A 19,171-nucleotide genomic window follows, 5' to 3' on the forward strand; every position below is an offset into this window, starting at 1 on the left:
AATGAGAAAATATACTAATAAAAAAGACGTTCAATTAAAAAATTACTATACGGACAGATTCTATCACGCTCCTCATACTGCAAAAAAGGAAGTAATTGAAAGTAGTTTCAAGCAAGACTATGAGATTTTAAAAACTCAAGTTAAAATTCTAAATTCTTTTGTAGAGCTTGATTTTTGGGTGATTCAAATCAATAAGGATGATAATATTAAAACTCTACAAGCACTTAAGGACTTAGGTTATATATCTTTTACTGAAGCAAGTGCTATTGATTTTGTCGCTTCTAAAAATGGTTTTGAAGTTTTTTATCAACTTTTAAATATTGATAAAAAATTAAGAGTAAGGGTTAAAACTTTTGTGGGTGTTAAAGAAAGACTGCAAAGTGTTACTAGTGTTTTTAAAGGAGCAAATTGGAGTGAAAGAGAAATTTATGATATGTATGGAGTTTTTATCATAAATCATCCTAATTTAAAGCGTATTTTAATGCCAGATGATTGGTATGGCCATCCGCTTTTAAAAACCTATCCTTTAAAAGGAGATGAGTTTGCACAATGGTATGAGATTGATAGAATCTTTGGGAAAGAATATCGCGAAGTTGTTGGGCCTGAACAAAGAGATCCTGGCTTTGTAGATGATAAAGATACTCTTAATTTTTCAAGAATTTATCATGAAACTACCAAGGGAGCTAATCCTAAAGAAATATCTTTCAAACAAGAATATCAGGAAGAAGAAGGTGTTGCTTTTGTCAAAAAAGTTAAACGTGATCAAGCAAAAATTTTAGAAAAAAGGCGTTAAAATGCAAATTCCTAGCAAGTTAAAACCTTATTATGAAAATATAGCTTTTGAGCAAGAAGACTCAAAAATGATTATTAATTTAGGGCCTCAGCACCCTTCAGCACACGGAAATTTGCGTCTTGTTTTAGAACTTGATGGTGAGCAAGTCGTTAAAGCACGTCCAACTATAGGTTATATGCATCGTGGTATGGAAAAAATGGCTGAAAATATGATCTATCAAGAATTTATTCCCACAACCGATAGAATGGATTATGTTGCGGCTTCTTCAAATAACTATGCTTATTGTGCTGCAGTTGAAAAATTATGTGGCCTAGAAATTCCACGACGTGCTCAAGTTATTCGTATGATACTATTAGAACTTAATCGTATAGGATCGCACTTACTTTGGCTTGCAACACACGCACTTGATATCGGAGCTATGACTGTATTTTTATATTGTTTTAGAGAAAGAGAATATGTTTTAGATTTGATTGAAAAATATTGCGGGGCAAGGCTTACACATTCTTCTATGAGAATTGGCGGAGTGATGCTTGATTTGCCTGAAGGCTTTTTGCAAGAACTTTTAGCTTTTTGTGATAAATTCCCTAAAGATATCGCTGATTATGAAGCTTTATTAGATGATAACCGAATTTGGCGTTTAAGAACTGAAAATGTTGGTGTGGTAACCAAAGAACAAGTTTTAAATTGGGGTTGTAGTGGAGTACTTTTAAGAGGAAGTGGAATTTGCTATGATATACGCAAAGAAGAACCTTATTTGCTGTATAATGAAGTGGATTTTGGTGTACCTTATGCAACTCAAGGCGATTCTTATGCAAGATATAAAGTTTATATGCAAGAATTCAGAGAAAGTCTTAAAATTTTAAGACAGTGTGCAGCTCTTTATAAGGATACGCCACCAGAAATTTTAGCCAATCATCCAGAATATGTAAGTGCTTCAAAAGAGCAAATTTTGACCCAAAATTACTCACTCATGCAACACTTTGTTTTAGTGACTCAAGGTTTAAAACCTCCAAAAGGTGAAGTTTATGTGCCTACTGAAAGTCCAAAAGGTGAGTTAGGGTTTTTTATCCATAGTGATGGAAGTGGAAGACCTTATCGTTTAAAAGCTAGAACTCCTAGCTATTGGCATTGTTCCTTTTTTGAAGAAATGTTAGTGGGAACGTATTTAGCGGATGTGGTTGCAATCATGGGTAATGTAAATATAGTTTTAGGTGAGATTGATCGATGAGAAGAGTAGATTTAAGAAAGAGTAAAACACTCTTTGAGGACTTAGCGCAAGTGATTAAAGAGGCGAAAGTTGGAGAAGTATTAGTAGTTCTTTTTGAAATCGGTGATTTTTCTGCCGTAGAAAAAAGTTTTTCTTTTGTAAAAGAAAATAAATGCGAACTTCTCAATTCTTTAAAATTTAATCAAGTTGATTGGACAATCGTAATCAAAAAGGAAAGTGTATGATTTATGAAAAGGCACTTTGTTTTTTAGATATGTTAAGCATTAAAAATAAAGATTTGTGTGCTCGGATTCAAGGGGAAAATATTAATATTTCTTGCTTAGAAGATAAGTCTTTAAAAGCTAAGTTTTATAAATGTGAAATTGCAAGTTTGAGTTTCGTTTTGGCTTTGCTTTGTAAAATGAGTGATGAAAATGCTTTTAAAGAGTTAGATGAGGGATATTTAAGCGCAGAATCTTGTTTGGGAGAAGAAGAGGCGAGCGATATACTTGAATTTTTAGAAAAAGCCAAATATTTAATTATTGATGAAAATATCAGCTTTTATAAAGATAGCGAAAATATCAAGTATTTTTTGAATTTTTTAAGCGTGAAATATAAACTTAAAATTTTAGATAGCAATGAAAAAGATTGTGATTTTAAAGACGCAAAATTAAATTCTTTAAAAGAACTTGATAATTATGATGGTTTAGTGCTTTTTAAGGCTAATTTAGAGGATAAAAATTTACATTGCTCAAAGCAATTTTTACAAATTTCAAAATGTAAAGATCAAAGTGAGGTAGAAATTTTAGCCAAAGATTTTAATCTTAAGACTACGCTTTGTTTAGATGAAAATTTACAAGGCACTATAGGCTTTTTAAATTATGAAAATTTTGGCTTTGATTTTACTCAAATTCGCATAAAGGAAGCAAAATGACAATTAAAATAAATGGTATAGATTGCGCCTTTGAAGAAGGCGAATATATCTTAAATGTAGCAAGAAGAAATGATATTTTCATTCCTGCAATTTGTTATTTAAGCGGCTGTAGTCCTACTTTGGCGTGTCGTATGTGTATGGTAGAGGCCGATGGTAAAAAAGTTTATTCTTGTAATACCAAAGCAAAAGATGGTATGGTTGTAGAGAGTGATTTGCAAAATTTATGGGATGAGAGAAATGAGATCATGCAGACTTATTGCATTAATCACCCATTAGAATGTGGAGTTTGTGATAAATCAGGAGAATGTGAGCTTCAAAATTTCACGCATAAATCTAGAGTAAATGTGCAAAAGCATTGGATAAAAGACACTCATAAACCACATAAACATTGGGGAATGATCAATTATGATCCTGCACTTTGTATAGTTTGCGAACGTTGTGTTACAGTTTGTAAGGATAAGATCGGCGAAAGTGCTTTGAAAACTGTTCCACGCGGAGGAGATACCGTAGATGCTGGTTTTAAAGAAACAATGGGAAAAGATGCTTATGCAATTTGGACTAAATTTCAAAAAAGTTTAATCGGTCCATCCAATGGTGAAAGTCTAAATTGTTCTTTTTGTGGAGAATGTACAAGTGTATGTCCAACGGGAGCTTTGATTGGATCTAGATTCCAATATACCTCTAATGCTTGGGAGCTTAAGAGAATTCCTGCTTCAAATCCGCATTCTAGTGATTGCGAGCTTATGTATTATGATATCAAACAAAGTGGGATTAGTGAACAAAAACCTAAAATTTATCGCGTGAGTAATGATTTTGCTTTTGCAACTTTAAATAAAGCCGCAAGGTTTGGTTTTGATACACAAAATGAAGCTACTAAAGATGAAAAAGCTTTTAATGAACTTGTAGCACTTTTTGAAAAAAATGAAATTAAAAATATAAAATTTAATAGTTTTATCACTAATGAAGAAGCGTTAATTTTGCAAAATCTTAAAAAGAAATTTGATCTCAATCTCATCAACGAAGAGGCTTTAAAATTCAAAGAATTTCTTAATGAATTTATAGAAAATTCAGGGGAAATATATAATGCTGTAAGCGATGATATCACTAAGAGTGATTTTTTAGTGGTTTTAGGGACTTTATTAAGATATGATGCTCCGACTTTAAGTTATAAAGTCAATAATTCTTTGGCGATGAATAAAGGTGCAGGACTTTATTTCCATCCTATAGGGGATTTGGGTGTTGAAAAATATTCTAAGAATTTTCTTTCATGTATCCATAAAAGTGGAGATGAAGAACAAATTTTATATTTCTTGCTTCAAAAATTTACTACAGATGAAAGCATAAAAGCTAGTTTGTCTGAATTTTTTATTAAAGAAAATAAAGAAGTTGAAGAAAGTATCAATGAAGAAGTGATTGAAAAAGTTGTAGAAAAAGATGAAGAAGGCAATGAAGTTGAAAAAGAAGTGAAAAAACTTGTTCCAAAAAAAATCAAAAAGAATATAGAGGTGCAGCGTTCTGTTTTTGCCAAAAATTTAGGTTTAGATGAAGACAAGCTTGAAGATTTATTGCTTAAAAAATCTAAATTTACTCTTATTGTGGGCAGTGATTTTTATTTCCATAAAAATGCTAAAAAACTTGCTAAGTTATTAGCACTAATACAAACAAGCACTCCTTTTAAAATTTTCTTAAATCCTACACATACCAATACTTTAGGTGTTGCAATGATTTGTGATTTGAGTACTGATAAAGCGGAAGGTAAAACTTTAGGCTATAATGAAAGAGGAGATTTTACATTTTCTTATGAAGAACACGCTAATCTGGCAAGTTCTAGTTTAAATCAACAGGAAGGAACATTTTTAAATTACGATAAAAGAGTAGTTCCAACAAACGCTGCTTTAGAATTCGGTGGATATTATTTAAATGATTTGGCTAATGCTTTAGGATTTGATCAAGAATATACTATCGGTTACACAAAAAGACTTCCTATGGACAAAGGTTTTTCTCCTGTTGAATTCGATAATTTGGAAAATTATTATACCAATGGCGGAGAATGTAAAAGGGGCTATCAACTCAATTTAGAGTGTTTTAAACAAAATGCAAAAAAAGAATTTTTGACACCAAGCTTTAGCGCCTTAGAACCAAAAGAAAATGAATTTTTGCTTTATAGTGCAAATCCTAGTTATCAATTTGGTAGATTTTCTAATCGTGCAAGTGCAATTAATGAGGTTATATTTGTTGGAATTAGTGAAAATTTAGCTAATGAAAAAGGTTTGAAAGACAAAGATCTTGTTAAGATCAGTATAAAAGATAAAGAATTGAGTTTGAGTGTGCGTATAGATAAAGATTTAAAAAATGGAGCTTATTTACCGTATTTTGATGAAAAACTTGATACTTTAAGTTTTTTTGATGAAAGATTTGTTTTAGCAAAAATACAGAAAATAGGAGCAAACAATGAGTGATTTTGCTTTTTTTGCCTTAGAAACTTTGATAAAATGTGTTATAGTAGTCGCGTTTTTTGCGACATTAGCAGGACTTGCAACCTATGCTGAAAGGAAGGTTTTAGCATATTTTCAACGTCGTATAGGACCTGATATGGTGGGACCTTTCGGGCTTATACAACTTGTTGCAGATATGATTAAACTTTTTACAAAAGAAGATATTATTCCTTCTAACTCGCAAAAAATTATATTTGCAATTGCGCCTCTTCTTGCGGCAATTTGTGCTTTTGTATCTTTAGCAGCCATTCCAATGTTACCTGAATTTACGCTGTTTGGACATACTATACAGCCTTTAATTTCTGATATTAATGTGGCCTTACTTTTCATTCTAGGAACTTCGGGACTTTGTTTTTATGCTATATTTTTAGGAGGGCTTTCAAGTAATAATAAATGGTCTATTTTGGGTGCGGCAAGAGGACTTGTTGCGATCATTTCTTATGAAAGCGTTGGAGCATTAGCGTTAATGGCTATTGTAATGCTTGTGGGTTCTTTTTCTTTGATAGATATCAATAATTATCAAAATGATGGGCTTTTTTCTTGGTTGATTTTTAAACAACCTTTAGCTTTTATACTTTTTGTTATAGCTCTTTTTATTGAGACAAATAGAACTCCGCTTTGTTTGACTGAAAATGATGCAGAAATTGTTGCTGGATATGGAACGGAATATTCTGGACTTCGTTGGGGTATGTTTTTCATCGGTGAATATGCTAGTATGATAGCAGGTGCTATTTTAATTTCTTTGCTATTTTTAGGAGGTTTTAATAGCTTTTGGATTATTCCTGGTTGGATTATGATGATATTAAAATCAGTTTTTATTTTCTTTTGGTATTTTTGGGCTAGAGCTGCTTTTCCTCAGTTACGTCCTGATCAGGTAATGAGAATGTGCTATTTAATTTTAATTCCTTTAGCGGTTTTAAATCTTTTAATTACTGCTTTAGCTGTGCTTTTATAGGAGTTTAAATGAAAAATTATTATTTGGTTGATGAGAACAGAAAAACACCTGTTACTGCTTGGCAAAAGATTTCACAAGCTTTAAAAAGAAGTATCAAACTTGAACTTTTCGTGGGTTTATGGGTGGTAATGCGTGAAATGCTTAAGCGAAACAATAGTGCCACTATAAAATATCCCCTAGAAAAACTCCAGCTTGATAATCGTTATCGTGCCGTACATAGGCTTATGCGTTTTATAGAAAGTGAAAATGAACGTTGCATAGGTTGTGGACTTTGTGAAAAAATTTGCATCAGTAATTGTATAAGAATGGAAACTTCTTTAGATGAAGATGGGCGTAAAAAAGTTGGCAATTATAGTATCAATTTGGGACGTTGTATTTATTGTGGATTTTGTGCTGAAGTATGTCCGGAGCTTGCTATAGTTCATGGTTTAGAGTATGAAAATGCAGCCGAACAAAGATCTTATTTTGGCTATAAGCAGGATTTTTTAACGCCTATAGATAAACTTAAAAATCAAGTGGAATTTGAAGGTGCAGGAAGTCTTAGAAAAGATGCGGATTTATTGGTTAAAAAAACGCCTAATTACTATGATGTATTGCAAAATAAGAATTTAGAAACACAAGATCAAAATTCACAAGGAGAAGTCAAATGATAGAAACTTTAGCCTTTGTATTTTTTAGCGTAGCAGTTTTAGGATTTTTCTTAATAGCGGTTTTAAGCAAAACTATGCTTTATTCACTCTCTGCTTTAGCTGGAGGAATGGTATTTTTATCAGGTTTTTACTTCTTGTTAGATGCAGAATTTTTGGGTGCAATACAAATTATTGTTTATGGTGGAGCTGTACTCGGAATATATAGTTTTGCTATGATGTTTTTTGATGCTTCTAAAGAATTTAAAGAAAAAATAAAAGCTAAAAAAAGTTTTTTCATTTTAGTTATTTTGAGCACAATTCTTCTTTTATTTACACTCTTAGGGTTTAAATATGAAAGCGTAACTACAGATTTGCCTTTAAGCGATCCGGCTTTGTATGATTATAATAAGCAACTTGCTTTAGTTGTTTTCTCAAAATATCTTTTAGGATTTGAATTTATAGCTATTTTACTTTTAATTGCTTTAATTTGTGCCATCGTCCTTACTCATAAAGGACTTGTAAAGGAAAAACAATGATAGAAAAATATTTTTTTATAGCTATTTTGATGTTTGTTATAGGGCTTGTTGGAATTTTGAAAAGGCAAAATCTTATTATGTTATTTATTTCGAGTGAAATTTTACTTAATGCCGCAAATTTAGCTTTAATAGCAGCTTCAAAAATGCATCAAGATTTAAATGGTCAAGTTTTTGCACTTTTTGTCATAGGTGTTGCAGCTTGTGAGGTAGCTGTTGGGGTTGCTTTATGTGTGCTTTGGTATAGAAAAAAAGGCACTTTAGAATTAAAAAGTTTAAAAGAGGAGGTTTGATATGCAAAGCTTAGCTTTAATTTCATTTTTTAGTCCTTTTGTAGCTTTTTTATTTGCAAGTTGTTTTGCTTTAAGTCAAAGAAAAATTTTTGTAGGTTATATATGTGCTATACTTATAGGAATAGGAACATTTTGTTCTTTATATCTGCTTTTTAGCAATGCTAGTTTTAATTTAAGTTTGTTTGAATGGTTTGTAGGAGTAAATTTCGGTTTTAATATAGATGTTATTTCTCTTACAATGATGAGTGTGGTTGGCGTTGTAGCTACTTGTGTCCACTTTTATAGTATATTTTATATGGCTCATGATGAAGGATTTAATAAATTTTTTGCTTATTTAGGACTTTTTGTATTCTCTATGCTTTTTTTAGTAATGAGTGATAATTTTTTAGGTCTTTTTGTAGGCTGGGAAGGTGTTGGACTTTGTTCTTGGCTTTTAATAGGTTTTTGGTATAAAAATAATACTTATTCTTTTGCAGCTAATGAAGCTTTTATCATGAATAGAGTTGCTGACTTGGGTATGCTTTTAGGTATTTTTTGGCTTTATATTCAAGCTGGAACTTTAAAATACGATGAAGTCTTTTCAATGGCTCAAAATTTAGATCACAACGCCTTAATTTTAATAGCAAGTTGTTTGTTTATCGGGGCTATGGGAAAATCTGCACAATTTCCTTTTCATACCTGGCTTGCCGATGCAATGGCAGGACCTACTCCTGTTTCAGCTTTAATCCACGCTGCAACTATGGTTACAGCTGGAGTTTATTTGGTGATTAGAGCGGGAGAAATTTATTCTTTAGTTCCTGAAGTTTCTTATTTTATAGCTATACTTGGAGCTTTTGTTGCTATATTTGCTGCTTCCATGGCTTTGGTTGCAAGAGATTTAAAACGTATTATAGCTTATTCTACCTTATCTCAACTCGGATACATGTTTGTAGCAGCAGGACTTGGGGCTTATGGTATAGCCTTATTTCATTTAGCAACACACGCTTTCTTTAAATCTTTATTGTTTTTAGGCGCTGGAAATGTAATGCATGCTATGAATGATAATTTAGATATTAAAAAAATGGGCGGACTTTTTAAATCTTTGAAAATAACTGCTATTTTCATGACTATAGGTTCTTTAGCTTTGGTAGGAATTTATCCTTTCGCAGGATTTTTCTCAAAAGATTTGATTTTAGGATATTCTTTTATTACCCATCATCACGGAATATTTTTAGTGCTTTTAATTGCAGCCTTTATGACAGCTTTTTATAGTTTTAGACTTTTAATGCTTGTATTTTTTACTGATGCAAGACATAGTGATCATCCGCATGAAGCAAGCAAAATAGCACTTTTAGCTATGACTCCTTTGATGATTTTGGCTATTATTGCAGGATTATTTGAACATCATTTCTTTGAATATATTAGTTCCAAACTTGTATTTATAGATGCTCAAAATCAAATTGTTGTTATTTGTGCAAGTCTTGCAGGAGTTTTGGGAATGATTTTAGCAATTCTCGCTTATAAATATGCTTGGTTTAAGGCAAGTATTGAAGAGAATAAAATCCATAAACTTTTAAGCAATGATTATTTTATACCGCATTTTTATCATAAATTTATAGTAGCTAAATATGAAAGTTTATGTGCTGTGCTAAAGCATTGTGATATTTTCATTTTGGATGCAATAATAGAAAAAATTTCTTTTTGTTGCAATTTTATTTCTCAAAAAATGATTATGCCAAATAGTTTAAATTTAATGTTAAGATTTTTAGTCGCTGGTTTTGTAATTTTACTTATTTTAGTATGGGTGGTGTAAAATGCTAAATTGTCTGATTTTTTTTCCTTTAGTTGCCGGTCTTGTAATTCTTATTTTAAATCGAGGTGGTATAAAAGTTTTCAGTGTTATAGCAAGTTTAATTGTACTCGGTTTGAATATTAAAATTTTTTTAGATTTTTTGAATGGGATTGATTTTGAATATCAGCTTTTTTTTAAGATAGCTAATTTTTTCACTTATCATGTAGGAGTTAATAGCATTTCTTTAACTTTAATGCTTTTAAGCTCTTTGATGATATTTTTAAGCTTTTTATTTTTGAAAATTGAACAAAAAGCAATGGTTTCTTGTATATTCTTTTTAGAATTTGCTATTATGGGATTATTTTCATCTCTTGATGGCTTACTTTTTTATATATTTTGGGAATTTTCTCTTTTACCTTTGCTTTATATAATGGGTGTTTATGGTAAAGATTATAGAGCAGGAATTAAATTTTTCATTTATGCTTTTGCTGGTTCTATTTTAATGCTTCTAGCTTTAATTTATCAAGCTTATGTAACTTATAAACTCTTAAATATTTTTACTTTTGATTTAGAAATTTGGAAAAATAATGCTTCTGCTGTTAGTTTCAATGAGCAGCTTTTACTTTTTGGAGCATTTTTTATTGCTTTTGCAATCAAATCTCCTCTTTTTCCATTTCATACTTGGGCACCAAAAGTCTATGCAAATTCGCCTATTTTAGTTTCTGTGATGCTTGTTGCTTTCAAAATGGCTCCTTTTGGTTTTTTACATTTTTGCTTACCGCTTTTTCCAGATGCGAGCGTGTATTTTATGCCTTTGATCGCAGCTTTGTGTATTGTAAGTATAATTTACAATGCTTTAATTGCTTATCGTGCTAATAATTTAAAAGAGTTAATCGCCTATAGTTCCATTTCTCATATAGGGGTGATGATTTTAGGAATTTTTTCTTTTAATACTTTAGGAATTACCGGAGCTACTTTTTACATGTTTGCGCATGGTTTAGTTACAGGAAGTTTGTTTTTAATGGCCGAGCTTTTATATAAAAAATATAAAACTCTTGAAATTTCTTATTATCATTCTTTAGCATATAAAGCACCATTATTTTCTATTTTCTTTACCTTAATTTTACTTGCTAGTATCTCTTTGCCTCTTACAATATCTTTTGTTGGGGAATTTTTAGTGCTTTTAGGGGTAGCAAAAGTGAGTTTGCTTTATGCGCTTTTAGCAGGACTAGTCATCATACTTGGAGCAATTTATATGTTAGCAGTATTTAGAAAAATGTTTTTTATGCAAAAAGAAATGTATATAGAAGGGTTTTCTTTACATACTAGAGAGACTTTAACTCTTGTTTTAGTTGCGGTTTTAATTTTTTGTTTAGGTATAATGCCTAAAATTTTCTTAGAGCCTTTAGAAAAAAATGCAAATTCTATTATTGAAATCATGAATATAAGAGCTATAAATACAGAAACTACTGATTTTTTAAATTATATAAAAGGAGAAAATAATGTTAGATAATATTGGCAATTTAAATATCTCTTTATCTTATCCTTTTTTATTTTTAATTCTTGTTGCAATTGTTCTTTTGCTTTGTTCTGCTTTTTGGAAATTCCATAGAACTTTTTATATAGCTACTTGTTCTTTGTCTTTAATTGTCAGTACTTTTTTAATCTTAAATAATGTTGACGAACAAGGGCTAGGATTTAAAAAAGCGTTTCTGGGTACTTTAAATAATGATATAGTATCATTTTACGCTTCTTTGGTGATTTTGTGTTTTTCATTTTTATATCTTTTAATGCAAAAAGATGAGGACAAGGGTGAATTCTATAGCTTATTTATGTTTATGGTGTCTAGCTTGTTACTTATGGTTTCAAGTTCGAATTTAATTTTAATTTTTATTGGACTTGAGGCATCATCTCTTGCTCTTTATACTCTGATAGCAATGCGTGGAACGAACAATGCGGTTTCTAGTGCCATTAAATATTTCAGTGTTGCTGCAGTAGGATCTGGATTTTTTGTTATGGCATCAGCTTTAATTTACATGAAAACCGGAACTTTAGATTTGGATTCAAAATTAGCTTTAGAAAAAGATCCTTTAATTTTAACTGCGGGAGTTATGATTTTTGTTTTATGTGCTATAAAACTTTCTTTAGCTCCTTTTCATTTTTGGTTAAAAGATGTGTATTTTGCAGCTCATTCAAATTTGGCAGCCTTTATTTCAGTAGTTCCAAAAATAGCAATGTTTGTTGTTGTTGTAAGACTTTTTGAATTTTTAAATTATTTGGATTTTGAAAGTATTATCGGTGTCTTGGCAATATTTTCTATGTTGGCTGCTGCTATTGCAGCTTTAAGTCAAAAAGATGCAAAAAAAGTGTTTGCCTATAGCTCTGTAGTGCATTCTAGTTTTGTTTTAGCTGCTTGCATACCTTTGCTTAGTGTAAAAGATGATATTTTAAATCCTATATTTATTTATTGGACTTTTTTCAGTTTTGCAAATTACGGAGTTTTTTTAATTCTTAGCACATTTAAATCAAGTTCGTTTGATGAATTTAATGCTTTATTAACAAAAAAACCTTTAATTGCCCTATCACTTACCTTTTGTGTGCTTTCTCTCGCAGGAATTCCACCATTTGGGGCATTTTGGGGAAAGGTGATTGTGTTGAAGACTTTGATTACAACTGATTATTGGTATTTGGCTATTTTTATGGCTTTGGCCTCAGTATTAATGCTTTATTCTTATTTAAAAATAGTTATCCATGCTTTGTTTATCAAGACAGAACCTAAAGTTTGTGTCCAATTAAATTTTATACAGAGTTTTATTTTAGCTCTTTGTACTCTAATAAGCATTTTTGCTTTATTTTTGTTATTTAAAATATAATATAATGACTTTATGAGAATTATATTTTTAGTTTTATTAAATGTTTATACTCTTTTTTCTTTTGAATTAACTCTAAATACAGGCCGCGAAAATAATCAAACTTTCGCGGTTTTACATGTTAAAAATGATTTAGATTTTACTTGCCAAAAAAATACTATTGAAGATAAAATGCATTTTGAGTGTGATATTGCTGGTGTTGTAGATAATAAGTTAAATGATCAAAGTTTTTCTACTTTTGATTTAAAGTTTATCAAAAACCCACAAAAAATTAAAATGATTATTCTACCTAAAACAGACGCAAAAATGTTTGATTCTTCGCAAAATATATATATAGATAAAGAGTTAAGTTTATCAAATACACATAAAAGCAAAAATTTTACTTTTGTTTTTACTCCGGAATTAATCCAACCAAAAAATTATGATGGAATTAATTTTAATATCAATTTTCCCCATGAAAGCTTACCTTATATTGGAGCACTCGATTTAAATTCCAATCCAGTTATCATCCCTCAAAGTGCAGATATTAATACATATTTGCGTGTTAAAAGTGAATATGATAAGGGCAATTATGCACAAGTAGCAATTGATACAGACAATGCTATTCAACGTTATCGAAATAGTATTTTTATGAGTGAATTTATACTTTATAAACTTAGAGCCCAAAACCAACTTTATACTCAAGATCCAAATGTTAGAGATAGAAAAATTTTAGATAAAATGATTTTGGATGCTAAAAATTGGACTCGCACTTTTACAAGTGATAGAAATTTTTTTGAAGTTTCTTATATTATGCTAAGAACTTATATTGCTTTATCACAGCCTTCTAATATAGAATATATGATGTCTATTTTAAATAATGAACCAAATAATTATTTTTCTCAACTCGCAAAACTTGATTATGCTGATTATCTTTATAGCTTAAGAGAAAGGGGAAGGGCTATAGATATTTATGAAAATACCTATTTTAATACTAAAAACTTGGATTTAGCGGCAAGAGCTGCAATGAGTTTGGCAAAAGATTTTCTTTTAAATAACAGAATAAGCATGGCTTTACAATATATAAATACTATATTAAAAGCCAATCCAGAATACTTTGGCAAGGATGTGTTTAGATCTTTAGAGCTTGCTAAACTTTTTGATCAGAATAAACAATATGAAATCAGTGCGAATATTTATCAAAATATCTTAAACAATATAACACAAATTGATAAAAACTATGAAGAAACTTTAAAAAGTTTGGCTTTAAGTCTATCTAAAACTCAAAAAATAGATGAAGCTAAAAAATATTTGGATTTATATCTAAATAAATATTTAGATGATGGAAAATACACAGATGAAATTAAAAAAGCCAATGATGAAGTTTCCTTTTCTTTGGATGATAGTAATGCGACTTTATTACACAAACGTTATTTAATGTTAATGAAAGAATACTCACAAAAAGATGAAAATATAGTTAATAAAGCTTTAGAAAAGGATATTGAGCTTTATTATAAAGAAGGAAATTTGAATGCGGTTTTGGCGTATAAAAAACAAATTGAAGATAAAAAACTGCAAAATGCTTCTAAGATACTAGAAAATGTGGCCATTGATATTTTAAATAAAGATTTAAAATCAGACAATTGTATCAATGCTGTAAATACTTTTATACAATTTAAATCTTATGAAATAGGGCAAAAAATAGAGAATAAAAAACAAATGCTAAATTGTTTTATCAGAACTTCTAAATTAGAACAAGCTATTGAATATGCGGATAAAAATTATAATGAAGATCCTATATTTTATGGTTTACAAAAGGCTTCAATGCTTTATGATAATAAACAATACAAGCAGGTTTTGAAAATTGCTAAAGATATAGCTAGCTCAAGAATATTAAAAAGTGATGAGGAAAATTTTAAAGCTTACTATTTGCAATTTTTATCTTATTTAAAAACAAATGAATACAATCAAGCTATGAAAATTTTAAAGATTTTGGAAAGTTTTCCTATGAATTTTACTATGGTTGAAGCCTATGATACTTTAGTGTCTTACGCAGATGATCATAAAATGCAAACAACTATTTTAACTTATGCTCCAAAAGCTATTGATTATCAAAATTTAAAAGGAATCAATCTTTACAGTCCAAATATTGAATTCATCTATCTAGATGCATTAGATAAAACAAATCAAAATGAAAAATCTTTAGAGGTGTTGGTTGATTTATTAAAATTAAAGCTCTCCGATGAGGATAGAGCAAGAGCTTTATATATTCAAAGTTTAATCTATGAAAAAATGAAAAATACCCAGGCTGAAAAAGAAAGCTTGGAACAATGCTTGAAACTCAAACCTTCAAATTGGCAAAATTTATGTCGTGATAAAAATCAGATTGTAAAATAAATATTCTATTATTTAATTCTTCAACATTAACAAATTGATTTTTAAGCCATCAGTTGAAAAACATATTTATTAATTAAATATTAAATATATTAATAATAAAATGCAGTATTGTTAAATTTTTATTAAGGAGCTGCAATGAAGAAAATTTTAACTTCTTTATTTGTTTTAGCGACATTTTCATTGGCTAAAAATATCGTCTATAGTGATGAAATCATATCTTTATACCTTCACCAAAATGATACCAAAGTCGTTGGAAGGTTGCTTCCTACAAATGCTTTTGAAATTTTAGAAGAACAAAATGCAAAAGTATTGGTTAAAATCAATGGTTACCTCAATCCAAAATCTCCTTCTGTGATTTATTTTAATAACTCTCAAAGGATTATAGTGGCGGCATTTTCTAAAAATATTAAATTAAATTTTTCTCAAATAAAAAAGGGAAAAAATGGAAAATGGGATAAGGTAAGTATTAAAATTTGGGCAGATAAAAAAGATTTTTTTAAAGATAATAAAAAAATGTTAAGTCGTGCTAAAGAACTTTTTTCTAATAATTGCGGAATTTGTCATGCCTTGCATTCCGAAAAAGAATTCAGTGCCAATGCTTGGCCAGCAGTGTTTAAATCTATGGTTAATAGAACTGGTATTGATAAAAAGGATCAATGGTTGATTATAGAATATTTGCAAAAAAATGCAAAAGATTTTAAAATAAAATAGTAAGGAATTGTTATGCTAGATAGAAGAAAATTTTTAAAAATCGGTGCAACTTTAAGTGCTTTACCACTCATCCCATCTTTTGCTATGGGAAAAAATATTGAAGCCTCTAAAGTGAGTCTTGGGTTTGTGAAAAATGGAGAAGTGATTACAGCAGCACATTGGGGAATTTTAAAACTCACTATCAAAAATGGCAAAGTTGTTAAAAGTGAGCCTTGGGAAAAAATAACAAAAATGGACAATCCTTTACAACATTATACTCCAGATATGATTTATAAATGTCGTGTAAAATATCCTTATGTCCGCAAATCCTACCTTGAAAATCCAGATCATCCAAAACCAGAACTTCGCGGAAAAGAAGAATTTGTTCGCGTAAGTTATGACGAGGCTATAAAACTTATTGCTAAAGAGCTTAAAAAAACAAGAAATATGAAAGGCACAAGTGCAATTTTTGGTGGAAGTTATGGTTGGAAATCTAGCGGAAATATGCAAAATTCTCGTATCTTACTCCAAAGATTTTTAAATGTAACAGGTGGATTTGTAGGGGTTACAGGAGATTATTCTACTGGAGCATCGCAAATTATTATGCCTTATGTGGTAGGTTCTATTGAGGTTTATGAACAGCAAACCTCTTGGGAAAATATTTTAAAGCATTCTAAATATGTTGTGATTTGGGGTGCTGATCCACTTTCTACCTTACGTATTGCTTGGACTTCTACTGATCAAAGAGGTTTGGCTTATTTTGAAAAATTACAAAAAAGTAAAATTAAAGTAATTTGCATTGATCCTGTAAAAACAGAGACTGCTAAATTTTTAAATGCTAAATGGATCTCTCCGCGTCCAAATACCGATGTAGCTTTAATGATGGGAATGGCAAGTCATTTAATTGCTAAGAAAAAAGTTAATTATGAATTTTTACAAAATTATACCACCGGTTTTGATCAATTTAAAGCTTATTTGGATGGTCAAGAAGATGGGGTAAAAAAAGATGTTAAATGGGCGAGTCAAATTTGTGGCATAGATGAAAAAACGATTAAAAATTTAGCAGAAATTTTTTATGATAATCCAACTATGATAATGAGTGGATGGGGTATGCAAAGAGCACATCATGGAGAACAACCTCATTGGATGCTTGTTACTTTATGCTGCATGCTTGGACAAATCGGAACTAAAGGGGGTGGCTTTGGTTTAAGCTATCATTATAGTAATGGCGGTGTTCCAACTTGCAAAGGCGGAGTCATAGGCGGTATAAGTGCTGGAGAATTAGGGATTTGGAAAAATGGTAAATTTAAGGGTTTAGCGAAGTCAAATCAAACAGCCAAAGGTGCTGAATGGTTGCAAAATTCCGCAAAATATTCTTTTCCAGTAGCTAGAATTGCTGATGCACTTTTAAATCCAGGTAAGACTATAGATCATAATGGAAGCAAGATCACTTATCCAGATATTGATTTTATTTATTGGGTTGGTGGAAATCCACTTGTTCATCATCAAGATACTAATACTAATGTCAAAGCTTGGAGAAAACCGAGAACTATAGTTGTCAATGAAATTTACTGGACGCCAACTGCAAAAATGGCAGATATCATTATGCCTACAACTTCATCTTATGAAAGAGATGATATCACCATGACAGGCGATTATTCTAATATGCATATAGTTCCTATGAAACAAGCTGTTGAGCCTATTGCGGAAAGCAAAGATGATTACGTGATTTTTTCTGATATTTGTAAAGTGTATGGAAAAGATGTTTTTAATGCTTATACTCAAAATGGCAAAAAAGCTAAAGATTTGATCAAAGAATATTACAATAGTGCTTTAAAGCAGACTCAAAATTTTGGAGAAGCTTTTGCAACACCTATGCCAAGTTTTGAAGAATTTTGGGCAAAAAATAAACCGATTACTTTTGAATCTTCTATGGAAAGTTCAGAATGGACTCGTTTTACGGATTTTATAGAAGATCCTATTTTAAATACCTTAGGAACTGATTCTGGACTCATAGAAATTTATTCTGAAACGATTAAAAAATACAATTATGATGATTGTAAAGCGCATCCTACTTGGTTTGAACCGATTGAATGGCTTGGAAATGCAAACGAGCAAACACCGTTTCATTTGATAACAAGTCATCCAAGAAATCGTTTACATTCTCAGCTTTGTCATACAAGCTTAAGAGATACCTATGCTGTCAAAGATAGAGAACCTATACTTATAAATTCTAAAGACGCTAAAAAGCTCGGAATTAAAAATGGCGATATAGTCCGCGTATTTAACAAACGCGGTGAAGTGTTAGCAGGGGCTGTTGTTAGCAAGGATATCATGCAAGGTGTTGTAAGACTTTGTGAAGGAGGTTGGTATGATCCGGATGAAAATGGGCTTTGTAAATACGGAAATGCAAATGTATTAACTATAGATATGCCAACTTCAAAACTTGCAAATGGAAATATTTCGCATACAGGACTTGTCGGTATTGAAAAATTTACACAAAAAATTCCTTCCATAACTGCATTTAAGGAGCCAAAAATTTTATAATATTTTATTTATTTTTTTGTTATAATCAATAAAAATTAAATTTTATTTAGGAGTAAGTTTATGCAAGATAAATCAAAAAAATCTTTTAAGGTTTCTACAAAATTAACCTTAATTGTTGGTTTTTTTATTCTTTTAGTTTTGGCAATAACCACTATAGTTAGTTATCAGCAATCAAAATCAACCGCTTTTGAATTATTGCAAGATACCCAGTTGAAAACTATGGATGATGTAAAAGTTTCTTTTGATGCTTACGCTTCAATGAAAAGAAGAATTATCGATGTTTTGGCTAAAAATCTTAATGACAATCCAAATATGTCTATGTCAGATATTTTAGTTATGCTTGAAGTTATAAAACATTCTACAGAATTTGATGCTGTTTATATAGGTTATGAAGATACTGGAAAACTTATCATGTCTGATGGAACAATTTTAGATTCTGCAAAAGGATATGATGCAAGAAATGCAAATTGGTATAAACAAGCAAAGCAAGCCGGAAAATTAATCGTTACAAGACCTTATAAATCTGTTACGGATGGGAAAATAAATTTAGCTTATGCTGTTCCCTTGTATAAAGATGGAAAGCTTATAGGTGTTGTTGGAGCAGATTATAATGTAGAAAAATTTTCACATGACGTGTTAGCTAGTGGCAAATCTGCACATTCTTATGCTAGTGTTTATGATGTAGATGGAAACATAGCATTTAATGAAGATCAAACAAAACTTTTAACAAAAAATACTTTAAGTATTAACATTCAAAAAACTTTAGCCCAAGATTCAAAGTTGTTAGATCCAAATGTAAGAGATACTTTATTTTTTGCAGATAATGATAAGGGTGAAACTCAAGCTATTATGTGCAATCCGTCAAGCATAAATCCTATATATAGAATTTGTAGCGTTGTCAATAAAAAAACTTATGATAGCATTATTGATAAAATTTTCTACAGTCAAATTATAGTGGGCATTATAGCTTTAGCGATTACCCTCATCCTAATCAGAATCTTAATCTCAAGAGGTCTCTCCCCACTCACCACCATCCAAAGTGGTCTTAACTCATTCTTTGATTTCATCAATCATAAAA

The 19,171-nt window shown here is 30.4% G+C and carries 16 protein-coding genes; all 16 read left to right on the top strand.

What is annotated here, in order from left to right; translation table 11 throughout:
- Window position 1 precedes the first annotated feature (1 nt).
- The gene (locus CQA76_RS05545) at window positions 2–793 is read left to right on the top strand and encodes an NADH-quinone oxidoreductase subunit C (protein WP_137622443.1); all 792 of its coding nucleotides are present in this window, start codon (window positions 2–4) and stop codon (window positions 791–793) included.
- Between the two features lies 1 nt (window position 794).
- Complete coding sequence (gene nuoD / locus CQA76_RS05550; RefSeq protein WP_137622444.1) at window positions 795–2,021, top strand: NADH dehydrogenase (quinone) subunit D; 1,227 nt, start codon at window positions 795–797, stop codon at window positions 2,019–2,021.
- Complete coding sequence (locus CQA76_RS05555; protein WP_137622445.1) at window positions 2,018–2,245, top strand: NADH-ubiquinone oxidoreductase subunit E family protein; 228 nt, start codon at window positions 2,018–2,020, stop codon at window positions 2,243–2,245. Before nuoD ends, CQA76_RS05555 begins: the two co-directional genes overlap by 4 nt.
- A complete protein-coding gene (locus CQA76_RS05560) occupies window positions 2,242–2,934 on the top strand; it encodes a hypothetical protein (protein ID WP_137622446.1) in 693 nt (230 codons plus the stop codon). Before CQA76_RS05555 ends, CQA76_RS05560 begins: the two co-directional genes overlap by 4 nt.
- Window positions 2,931–5,393, top strand: coding sequence for an NADH-quinone oxidoreductase subunit G (locus tag CQA76_RS05565; protein WP_137622447.1), 2,463 nt, complete (start codon window positions 2,931–2,933; stop codon window positions 5,391–5,393). The genes CQA76_RS05560 and CQA76_RS05565 overlap by 4 nt, the downstream gene beginning before the upstream one ends.
- Window positions 5,386–6,384, top strand: coding sequence for an NADH-quinone oxidoreductase subunit NuoH (gene nuoH / locus CQA76_RS05570; protein WP_137622448.1), 999 nt, complete (start codon window positions 5,386–5,388; stop codon window positions 6,382–6,384). Before CQA76_RS05565 ends, nuoH begins: the two co-directional genes overlap by 8 nt.
- Window positions 6,385–6,392: 8 nt before the next feature.
- Window positions 6,393–7,034, top strand: coding sequence for an NADH-quinone oxidoreductase subunit NuoI (gene nuoI, locus CQA76_RS05575; RefSeq protein WP_137622449.1), 642 nt, complete (start codon window positions 6,393–6,395; stop codon window positions 7,032–7,034).
- The gene (locus CQA76_RS05580; RefSeq protein WP_137622450.1) at window positions 7,031–7,549 is read left to right on the top strand and encodes an NADH-quinone oxidoreductase subunit J; all 519 of its coding nucleotides are present in this window, start codon (window positions 7,031–7,033) and stop codon (window positions 7,547–7,549) included. The genes nuoI and CQA76_RS05580 overlap by 4 nt, the downstream gene beginning before the upstream one ends.
- A complete protein-coding gene (nuoK, locus tag CQA76_RS05585) occupies window positions 7,546–7,839 on the top strand; it encodes an NADH-quinone oxidoreductase subunit NuoK (protein ID WP_137622451.1) in 294 nt (97 codons plus the stop codon). The genes CQA76_RS05580 and nuoK overlap by 4 nt, the downstream gene beginning before the upstream one ends.
- Window position 7,840: 1 nt before the next feature.
- Complete coding sequence (gene nuoL, locus CQA76_RS05590) at window positions 7,841–9,631, top strand: NADH-quinone oxidoreductase subunit L (RefSeq protein ID WP_137622452.1); 1,791 nt, start codon at window positions 7,841–7,843, stop codon at window positions 9,629–9,631.
- Window position 9,632: 1 nt separating this feature from the next.
- Window positions 9,633–11,123 carry an NADH-quinone oxidoreductase subunit M gene (locus tag CQA76_RS05595; protein WP_137622453.1) on the top strand — a complete coding sequence of 497 codons (1,491 nt, stop codon included), beginning with the start codon at window positions 9,633–9,635 and terminating at the stop codon, window positions 11,121–11,123.
- Window positions 11,113–12,483, top strand: a complete 1,371-nt coding sequence (locus tag CQA76_RS05600) for an NADH-quinone oxidoreductase subunit N (RefSeq protein WP_137622454.1) — start codon at window positions 11,113–11,115, stop codon at window positions 12,481–12,483. The genes CQA76_RS05595 and CQA76_RS05600 overlap by 11 nt, the downstream gene beginning before the upstream one ends.
- Before the next feature lie 12 nt (window positions 12,484–12,495).
- A complete protein-coding gene (locus tag CQA76_RS05605; protein ID WP_137622455.1) occupies window positions 12,496–14,856 on the top strand; it encodes a tetratricopeptide repeat protein in 2,361 nt (786 codons plus the stop codon).
- Window positions 14,857–14,991: 135 nt separating this feature from the next.
- Complete coding sequence (locus CQA76_RS05610) at window positions 14,992–15,567, top strand: cytochrome c3 family protein (RefSeq protein WP_137622456.1); 576 nt, start codon at window positions 14,992–14,994, stop codon at window positions 15,565–15,567.
- A gap of 12 nt (window positions 15,568–15,579) precedes the next feature.
- Complete coding sequence (locus CQA76_RS05615; protein WP_137622457.1) at window positions 15,580–18,093, top strand: molybdopterin guanine dinucleotide-containing S/N-oxide reductase; 2,514 nt, start codon at window positions 15,580–15,582, stop codon at window positions 18,091–18,093.
- A 60-nt stretch (window positions 18,094–18,153) separates the two neighbouring features.
- A partial coding sequence (locus tag CQA76_RS05620) for a cache domain-containing protein (RefSeq protein ID WP_212741545.1) occupies window positions 18,154–19,171 on the top strand: 1,018 nt, incomplete at its 3' end.

It is taken from the genome of Campylobacter aviculae (assembly GCF_005406215.1).
In the GTDB taxonomy this organism is placed as follows: Bacteria; Campylobacterota; Campylobacteria; order Campylobacterales; family Campylobacteraceae; genus Campylobacter_D; species Campylobacter_D aviculae.